The organism is Ilyobacter sp., from assembly GCF_041583315.1.
Classification (GTDB): domain Bacteria; phylum Fusobacteriota; class Fusobacteriia; order Fusobacteriales; family Fusobacteriaceae; genus Ilyobacter.
The window spans coordinates 1-9124 of the sequence record NZ_JBFHGC010000045.1; the positions used below are offsets into that span (position 1 = coordinate 1).

At 37.5% G+C, this 9124-nt stretch carries 5 protein-coding genes; 4 read left to right on the top strand and 1 reads right to left on the bottom strand.

Annotated elements, in window-relative coordinates:
- The first annotated feature begins 140 nt into the window (after nt 1-140).
- The 4 genes from ABZA26_RS02845 to ABZA26_RS02860 all read left to right on the top strand — a co-directional run bounded on the left by ABZA26_RS02845 (nt 141) and on the right by ABZA26_RS02860 (nt 7861).
- Nucleotides 141-878: a VacJ family lipoprotein gene (locus ABZA26_RS02845; protein ID WP_372713012.1), complete on the top strand. Its 738-nt coding sequence runs from the start codon at nt 141-143 to the stop codon at nt 876-878.
- Between the two features lie 248 nt (nt 879-1126).
- The gene (locus tag ABZA26_RS02850; RefSeq protein WP_372713013.1) at nt 1127-3403 is read left to right on the top strand and encodes a TolC family protein; all 2277 of its coding nucleotides are present in this window, start codon (nt 1127-1129) and stop codon (nt 3401-3403) included.
- A gap of 12 nt (nt 3404-3415) precedes the next feature.
- Nucleotides 3416-4600 (top strand): efflux RND transporter periplasmic adaptor subunit, encoded by a 1185-nt coding sequence (locus tag ABZA26_RS02855; protein WP_372713014.1) that lies wholly within the window; start codon nt 3416-3418, stop codon nt 4598-4600.
- Nucleotides 4601-7861 (top strand): efflux RND transporter permease subunit, encoded by a 3261-nt coding sequence (locus ABZA26_RS02860; protein WP_372713015.1) that lies wholly within the window; start codon nt 4601-4603, stop codon nt 7859-7861.
- Nucleotides 7862-7936: 75 nt separating this feature from the next.
- On the opposite strand, the gene ABZA26_RS02865 is transcribed toward ABZA26_RS02860, so the two are convergent.
- On the bottom strand, nt 7937-9070 hold the full coding sequence (locus tag ABZA26_RS02865) for an alanine--glyoxylate aminotransferase family protein (RefSeq protein ID WP_372713016.1): 1134 nt from the start codon (nt 9068-9070) through the stop codon (nt 7937-7939).
- Nucleotides 9071-9124 lie beyond the last annotated feature (54 nt).

Consider the following 9124-nt stretch of genomic DNA (forward strand, 5'->3'; position numbering starts at 1 on the left):
CATCAAGCACCGCGTGGTGTTGTCCACCGCGTTGGTGACGCCAGTCATATACTCAGGCTGGCCGGGGGCGGCAAGGCCGATGGCGTAGATCTGTCGCCCGAGGGGGCCTGTCAGATATTTTCAACAGGGGGTGCTGACTAATGAAGATTAAATATTTTATAGTCGTTATTTTAATTGTGTTTGGAGTATCATGCAGCTCTGCAAAGAGAAAATCACCGCCTAAGGGGAATATCCTTATACTCAAAATTGATGAGGATAACGGGAATTATTTTAAAGCTTATGACCCGTGGGAACCCTTTAACAGAAGAGTCTATTATTTTAATGCAAAATTTGATCAATATATCTTTCTTCCTGTTGTGGACACATATAGGTATATTACACCAAATTTTATGGAGACAGGAGTACATAATTTTTTCAGCAATCTGGGCGAGATTAAAACCTTTATAAATTCATCACTTCAGTTGAAAGGGAAAAAAACTCTTGTGACATTTAACAGATTTGCAATTAACAGTACATTCGGGGTTTTTGGTTTATTTGACCTGGCTTCCCGTGGAGGACTTGAGCGTTATAAAGAGGACTTTGGTCAGACTCTTGCTTATTACGGAGTAAAGCCAGGACCTTACTTGATTCTTCCTCTCTTTGGGCCAAGCACTTTGAGAGATGCTACAGGATTGGGGGTAGACACCCTAGTACAGTCCTATGCAGACCCTTTGAGGTTGGGAGATGCCAGCAGGAATGACACTGAGTTTTTAGTATCAAACTCAGTAGACAGCAGAAGCAATGTCAGCTTTAGATATTACAGTACAGGGACTCCCTTTGAGTATGAGTATCTTAGATTTCTCTATATAAAAATCCGGGAAATGCAGGGTCAGAATTGATGAAGGATTTAAAAAAATCCCAATAATACTTGGCTTGAACTCTCTAATGGAGTTTAAGCCTTTTAATTTGTGTCAGTTTTCAATATTTTTTATTTATAACTTCTTGACTGTGAAACTGCTGTACAGTTTATAATGGGTTTGTGAATTTAAAAATAGATTAATTTTATTGTAAAAAGCATGTATGTGTTTATTATGAAAAATTTAGTTGTTTTAAACTTGAATATATTAATACTTAATGGGAGGTTATTATGAAAAGACGGATTCTTATAATTTTTTTAATTTTTGGGATGTTTCTCATGTCTTTCGGAAAAGAGATCAGTATAGGGGTTATATACGGTGATCAATCCAAAGAAGTGAATGAAAATCTGAGATTAACCTTGGAAAGAGAGCTCAAAAAGAATTTTGAAAATACCCAGTATCATCCAAAGATAAAAAAAGAGGTGGTTTCCCCGCTAAAAGACCTTGGAGGGGCAGTGGAGAAATTGCAGGCTGACAAGGGTATAGAGGTTATATTTTCCATGGATATAAACCCAACTAAATATCTAAATGGAAAATATACTAAACTTGTACTTGCACCCTTTGCTTATGACTCAATTGTTGAGGTAAAAAATCTGAATGCTATTTCTACCAATTATTCTCTGAAAGAGATTATAAATATCTTAGGTGAAACCAGAGATATAAAAAAAATAGGGATAGTTTATTCTGGTGAATTTAAAATCACAGCAGATCAATACAGAAAGAAACTGGTGTCTGAAAAAATGTTTTCAGACAAAGATGTAGCCATGATATCTTTGGAAGATTCTAAGGAAAAGATTGAGGCTGACATATCAAAAAATGACGGTCTGATTGTTCTTTCAGATAAAGATTTACTTTTGCAGGGGCCTATGGAAAAATCGTCTGAGAAAGGAGTTCCTAGTTTTTCCCTGTTTTTCAATGAAAAAAACGATGCTGGAGTTCTCATGGGGTACTCTCTAGAGGAGGAACAGGACAGAAGAATACGTGTGGCAGCATTGAATCTTTTGAAATATTATGAAGGCAGAAATTTTTCTGAATTAACCAAGAATCTAGACTCTGCAAACGCTAATATTCTTGTAGATTACAGAGTGGCGAAAGCTTCGGATTTATATCCAGGAGACCTTTTATCTGAAAAGATAAAGATGATAAACGAATCAGAATTAGGAACAGTAAAACTGAGCTTGAAAGATGCCATAAAACAACTTCTAAAAAATAATACAGAGTTACAATCTGAAAAAGAAGATCTGGTATCAAGTGAATACGATGTAAAAATAGCCAAGTCTGCCCTGAAACCTACTCTCACTGCGACATTGGACTATGATAAACAGGATAACACAAGGGCCAAGCTGTATTCTACAGGTGCAGAAAATTCGTTACAAGGCGGAGCTAAAATTAGTCAGGTGCTATACGATGAAAGCACATTTTCAAATATAACAATTCAAAAGAGACTCTATGATGCTACAAAAGAAAATATCAGAAGCGGAGAGATCGAGAAGATTCAAAATTTGTTGGAAAGTTATATTACTGTTTTAAAGGATAACTCAAGATTGGAGATAGAAAAAAATAATCTTAATCTTGTAAAAAGATATCTGAGTGTGGCTAGAACAAAATATAGCATCGGAAGCGGTGGCCCTGAAGATGTATATCGTTTTGAAAGTGAACTGGCAGATTCTATGACGAATCTAGAAGACATAAGAAGTAGCGTATTAGCTGGGAATTCAGACCTTAACAGACTTCTTAACCTTTCGATGGATACATATTTTTCACTTGGGGAAGAAGGCATTGAGGATATTATAGATCTTTATCTTTTTTATAATTTTGAAAATGAACTAAATAAGCCTTGGAAATTTGATAAAGTGAAAAATTACTTTATTGAGCAGGCTTTGGAGAATTCCTCTGAGCTAAAAAGCATAGACGCCAGAATTGCAGCAAAAGAGAGGGAACTAAAGACTGCAAAAAGAAAAAGATATCTTCCTACTATCACAGCCAGTGGAAACTATGACAGAGACCTTGTAGATCCTTGGGGGACGGGTTCTAGCAATACAGAGGCTGATGAATATTGGAATGCAGGAGTTGGATTTTCGATACCTCTCTATAAGGGCGGAGAGTTGTCATATACGAAAAAGCAGGTAGAATCCCAACTGGAAAAACTGAAATTTGACAGGGAAAGCAAAATTTCTCAAATCTCAAATAATATATCCAGTCAATATGCTAAAGTTTTTGCAAATTACAGAAGGATAAAATCAGCAGAAAAATCAGCAGAAGCTTCCAGGAAAAGTTTGGACCTTCAGACAGAACTCTACATAAAAGGAAAGATAAATATTACAGATATGATTGATGCAAGAAACAGCTTTATCCAGGCAGATCAAAAGAATATATCTGTAAAATTTGATTTTTTCATTTCACAGTCTAAGCTGGAGAAATTATGTGGAAAATATTATTTTGAATATAATGATATCGAAAAAGGAATAGTCAGAGAGAGTATTAAAAATCTAATTACATCAAAGTAGGGGGCTGTATTAATGAAAAAAATTTTAATTTCTATATTCACAATCTTCATCTTGGGGGCCTGTGGAAAAGAAAAAGATCAGACTGCTCAGGTGGAGAAGAAACCAAGAACGGTGAGATACATAGTGGCAAAGGATAAAAGTACGGAATTTCAGAGAGTGTTTGCAGGGAATGTCATCTCTGAAACCGAGTCAAAGCTCAGCTTCAGAGTATCTGGGACAATCATAAAGAAATACGCAAAATTGGGGGACTATGTAAAAAAAGGCCAGGTTTTGGCAGAGCTTGACAACGAGGATTATAAACTAGATGTGGAAAACTCTGCTGCACAGTATGAAAGCAGTAAGGCCGGATATATAGAGTCAGATGCACAGCTGAAGAGTGCCTATGCTTCTTTTGTAAATTCAAAAAATGAGTTTGCACGTATTGAAAAATTATATTATGACGATAATGTATCAAAAAGTCAGTATGATTCTTCTAAGGCAAACAGAGATGTTACAGAGGCTCAGCTGGCACAGTTTGAAGCCTATAAAAAATCGGCTAAATCAAATATCAAGGCAAGTGAGATGCGTCTGGCTCAGAGTAAACTGAAATTGTCATACACTAAACTCGTAGCACCTGAAGATGGATTTATCGTATCTGAGGAAACAGAGGAAAATGAGACTGTTTCCACAGGAACTCCTATTTATAAAATAAGTCTCGGAGAAAAACTGCAGACTGAAACTTTTATTCCAGAAACACTGATAGGACTTTTGACAAAGGGACAAAATGTAAATGTGGAGATAACTGCCTTGCCTGGAAAAACTTATAGGGGCGAGGTAATAGAGATAGGAACATCATCAAATGGTTACGGAAATACATTTCCTGTAAAAATAGAAATACTGGAAAAAGATAATCTCATAAAACCCGGGATGTCTTCGAAAATAAGTTTTGAATTGAATCAGAATAATGTGAACAGGATGGTAATTCCTATAAGTGCTTTGGATCAGAATCCTGACGGAGAAAAGTACGTCTATACAATAGAGAAAATAAATAATGGACTTGGAAATGCAGTGAAGTCTGTGGTAACTATAGGGGAAATAAATTCAGATGGAGTGGAGATATTGAGCGGAATAAAATCAGGAGATTATGTCATAACTTCTGGAGTGACTCAGATAAAAGAAGGACAAGAGGTCTCTGTATCTTTAAAGGAGGAAAATTAGATGGATATTACTAATTTTTCCATAAAAAATAGAGTCACTATAATAATGCTGTATATCCTCATTATTTTTATGGGAATAAACACATTCAAGGGTATGCAAAAGGGAGAAGACCCTCCGTTTACGATAAAAACAGCAACGATAACAACCAGATGGCCAGGAGCTACAGCTGAACAGATGGCTGAATTAGTAGGAGATAAAATAGAAGAGGTAGTCCAGGATATTGAAGAGCTGGACTTTGTAGAGACTAAAAATTCTCCTGGACTTTCCACTACTTATGTAAATATAAGACCGGAATATAGGACTCTCCAACCCATATGGGACAATCTCAGAAAAAAGATTAAATATAGTGTAGAGCCTTATCTTCCAGAGGGAACAAGTGTGCCAAATGTAAATGATGAATTTGGAGACGTGTATGGTTCGGTTATCATGGTCACTGGAGACGGCTATAGTTATCATGAGCTGGCTGTAATATCTGAAGATTTGAGAAGGCAGATTTTGAAAAAAGTGCCGGAAGCTGGTAAAGTTAATATTTACGGAGACCAGCAGGAAAAAGTTTATCTGAATTTTGATCCCTCAAAATTGGCACAACTTGGTATAACTACTTCAGATATAAAAAGTGCACTCGGAGGCAGAAATCAAGTCGCTTCCTCTGGAAATATTGTTATTGGGAATGACAAGGTGACCCTCAATACCAGCGGAGATTTCGAGAATATAGAGGAAATAGGGAATACGGTAATAAATGCACCTGGAAGTACTGGAATTGTCTATCTTAGAGATATAGCAGAGATAAAAAGGGGTTATGTGAATCCTGCCACTTATCTTACAAGATTCAATGGTAAAGAGGCTATAGGGGTAGCGGTGTCCTTGAAAGACGGCATGGATGATACAAAATTAGGAGAACATCTGAAAGAATACGTAAGCAGTCTGGAAAATAAGTATCCTATAGGTGTAAACTTTGACTTTGTGGCCTACTCTCCCCAGAGAGTTGAGGACAAGATAAACTCTTTTGTGAGTAACCTGACACAGGCAGTAGTTACGGTACTTGTTGTTATGCTGATTTCTTTAGGGTTCAGAACAGGGCTAATAGTTGCTTCGCTTATACCCACCTCTATAGCCATGGCTTTTCTGATTATGCCTCATTACGGGGTAAACCTGGATCAGATGTCTCTTGCAGGATTAATAATAGCTCTGGGAATGCTTGTCGATAATGCCATCGTAATGAGTGAGAGTATAATGGTGGCAATGGAAAAGGGTAAATCAAAACTAGAGGCATGTCTAAGCTCGGCTCAACAGCTTAAAATACCTCTGCTCATGTCCTCGCTGACGACAGTTGCAGCATTCACACCGATCTTCCTTATAGAGGAGTCTATGGGGGAGTATGTAGGTCCTATGGCCAAGGTAGTTGTTTTTACACTACTATCGTCTTGGATTGTTGCCATGACACTTGTTCCGCTTCTTTGTTTTATTTTCTTAAAAGTGGATCATAAGGAACATGAATACAAAAGTCTTACCTATACCACCTATAGAAAAATATTGCTTTTTGCTCTTAAACATAAAACAATAACTGTAATTTTTGCTTTTGGAATGTTTTGCACAGGAATATTCTTGTTTAGATTTACAGGAAATGAATTTATGCCGGAATCTGACCAAAAGATAATGCTTACAACTATGAGACTTCCAAAGGGTTCTTCCGTTGAGGCAACAGAAAGAGCGGCAAAGGACCTGGATAAATATATCGGTGAAAATCTGCAAGTCCCAGATAAAGAACTCAAAGCAGGATTTTTTAAAGATATTATAAGTGGATTTACAATAAGAGAATACGAAAAGGATGGTGTGCTGAGCTGGGGGACATTCATAGGAGGAGGAGCTCCAAGATTTGTACTGGCATACTCTCCAGAAGCTTCTTCATCTGAATATGCATATGTAATATATAACAGTACCGACCATAGCATTATTCCTCAAATGTCGGAGAAAATAGATAACTATATGAAAGAACTTTATCCGGATATAGATATTTCAACCAAGAAAATGAAAACCGGGCCTTCGGCAGACAGAGATGTGGAGTACAGAATATCAGGGGATAACTTAGAAGATATTTTTGGAAAGGTAGATATAGTCCAGTCTAAACTGAGCTCAATACCTATAGCAAAGAATGTAACCAATAGCTGGAAAAATCAGGTTAAGAAATTAACTCTGAATATAGACCAGGAAAGAGTAAGGAAAGCAGGGCTTACAACAGAAGATGTTTCTAACTCCATGGCCCTGAATTTAGAAGGATTGGTTATTGGAACTTACAGAGAACTGGACTCTGAGATTACCGAGAAATCTATTCCTATTGTATTGAGGACAAATGAAGCACACAACACAGTGTTTTCAAAACTAGATACAATGAAAATATACTCATCCTCCACTGGAAATTTTGTTCCTCTCAGTCAGGTAGCTGATATAAAAATGGACTTTGAACGTGGATATATTCATAAAAGGGACAGAACCTACACTATAGCAGTGCAGGCAGATGTTATAGGGGGCCACACATCAAATGAAATAGACAGAATAATGTCTCCTTGGATAGCTGAAAAAGTAAAAGAATGGGAGGCTGAAAAAGGTGAAGAGGTTAAAATCAAAAGAATAGCAGGACTCGCTGCCAGAGCAGAAGGAGCCAACTATAAATATGAAATAGGCGGGTCATCAGAAATGTCCAATAAGCAGAGTGACGCTCTGGGAACTAAAATCCCTTATGCAGGTTTATTTATACTACTGCTCCTTGTGGCTCAGTTTAACTCCATCAGAAAGCCTATTATTATTCTACTGACTATTCCATTGGGAATTTTAGGAGTAGCCGTAGGCCTTATAGTGGGTAATCAAAATTTTGGATTCTTTGCAATAATAGGATTGGTTTCTCTGTCTGGAGTTGTTGTAAATAATGCCATTGTACTGCTAGACCAGATAGATATAGAGATAAGTGAAAACTGTCTAGAACCTGCTCATGCTGTGGTTATGTCGGCTCAGAGTAGATTCAGGCCGATAATACTGACAACTCTGACAACTTTATGCGGACTAATTCCTCTATGGCTTTTCGGAGGAAATATGTGGAAACCTATGGCAGTATCTTTGATCTTCGGTCTGATTTTTGCCACGATACTTACTTTAGGAGTAATTCCGGTTCTGTATACTGTTTTCTTTAAAGTGAGCTATAAAGAATACGAGTATGATGAAGTAACTTCTGAGCTCAAAAATGGGTCACTGAATATAACCCAGTAAAATTTAAAAATTATTAAAATCTAAAAAAAATCAAAGAAAAAACCGGCTTGATTTGAGGCCGGTTTTTTCTTTATTTTATTTGAGTATTTCTATGAAATTTTGTGTGAGTGATTTCTTAAGCTTGAATCCTTGGGAGGCAAGTTCTTTTTCAAGGGCTTTTAGTACACAAAACCCCCTATACTCTCTCGCCCCTTCTCCCATATGCCCCACTCTGATTACCTTCCCCTGGAGATATCCAAAGGCTCCTGAGATCATGAGGTTATGCTTTTCCAACAAGTCTTTTCTCAGTTTTACTTCGTCGATTCCTTCAGGTACTTTTATCACACTGACGGTATTAGAATACGAGTCCTTTGTATACAACTCTAGTCCCCCCTCGATCAGAGTTTTTCTGAAGGCCAGGGCTATTCTTTCGTGTCTTTCTATGGTGTTTTCCGAAAAATAGTTATCAACGGCGGCATTTAGCCCCTCTATATCGCTTATAGGCATAGTATAGGGGAACCACTTTTTTTCATAATAGTCCTTCCAGATCAAAAGATTGCAGTAGAATCCAGCAACTGGATTCTTTCTATCTTCCATGATCTTCCATGCTGTATCGCTGATACTCAGGAAAGTAAGTCCTGGAGGTGCAGAGAGAACTTTCTGACTGGCCCCCAGGCAGATATCAATCTCCCACTCATCTACTTTTACTGTTTCCCCTCCTATAGAGGACACAGCATCGACTACAGTAGCAATGCCGTATTGTTTAAGGGACTTACAGATATCTTTTAACGGGTTCAGAACTCCTGAAGGTGTATCACAGTGAACGATGGTTGCGTATTTAAACTCATTATCCTTATCCAGAAACTTTTTTAGGTCTGACACGTTTATACCGTGCTCTCTGTCTCCTTTAAAATATACAGCTTCCCCTCCGTACATTTTTACAAAATCTCCGAAACCCTCTCCGAAGATTCCGTTGTCTATTACAAGGACTCTGTCCCCGTGTTCGGTAAAAGATGCACAGGCGGCCTCGAGGCCCAAAATACCTTCCCCCGAAAGTATTCTGATATCCTGTTCAGTTTCGATGATTTTACCCAGTTTTTCACATAAATTTTTATAAAAATCATAAAAATTCAGATCTAAATCTGGGTTGGTACACTCCTTTGCTCTTGCCAGCCTTACGTTTTCCCTCACTGCTGTAGGTCCAGGTGTCATTAAAAATGGTATTTTCATAGTATTTACCCCCCTTGGTTTTTATACTACCTTATATAATTCGTCGCTTTCAGG

What these genes read in the sequence shown, in the direction of transcription:
- ABZA26_RS02845 (WP_372713012.1), top strand. Translation starts at nt 141, where the DNA reads ATGAAGATTAAATATTTTATAGTCGTTATTTTAATTGTGTTTGGAGTA.
- ABZA26_RS02850 (WP_372713013.1), top strand. Translation starts at nt 1,127, where the DNA reads ATGAAAAGACGGATTCTTATAATTTTTTTAATTTTTGGGATGTTTCTC.
- ABZA26_RS02855 (WP_372713014.1), top strand. Translation starts at nt 3,416, where the DNA reads ATGAAAAAAATTTTAATTTCTATATTCACAATCTTCATCTTGGGGGCC.
- ABZA26_RS02860 (WP_372713015.1), top strand. Translation starts at nt 4,601, where the DNA reads ATGGATATTACTAATTTTTCCATAAAAAATAGAGTCACTATAATAATG.
- ABZA26_RS02865 (WP_372713016.1), bottom strand. Translation starts at nt 9,070, where the DNA reads ATGAAAATACCATTTTTAATGACACCTGGACCTACAGCAGTGAGGGAA.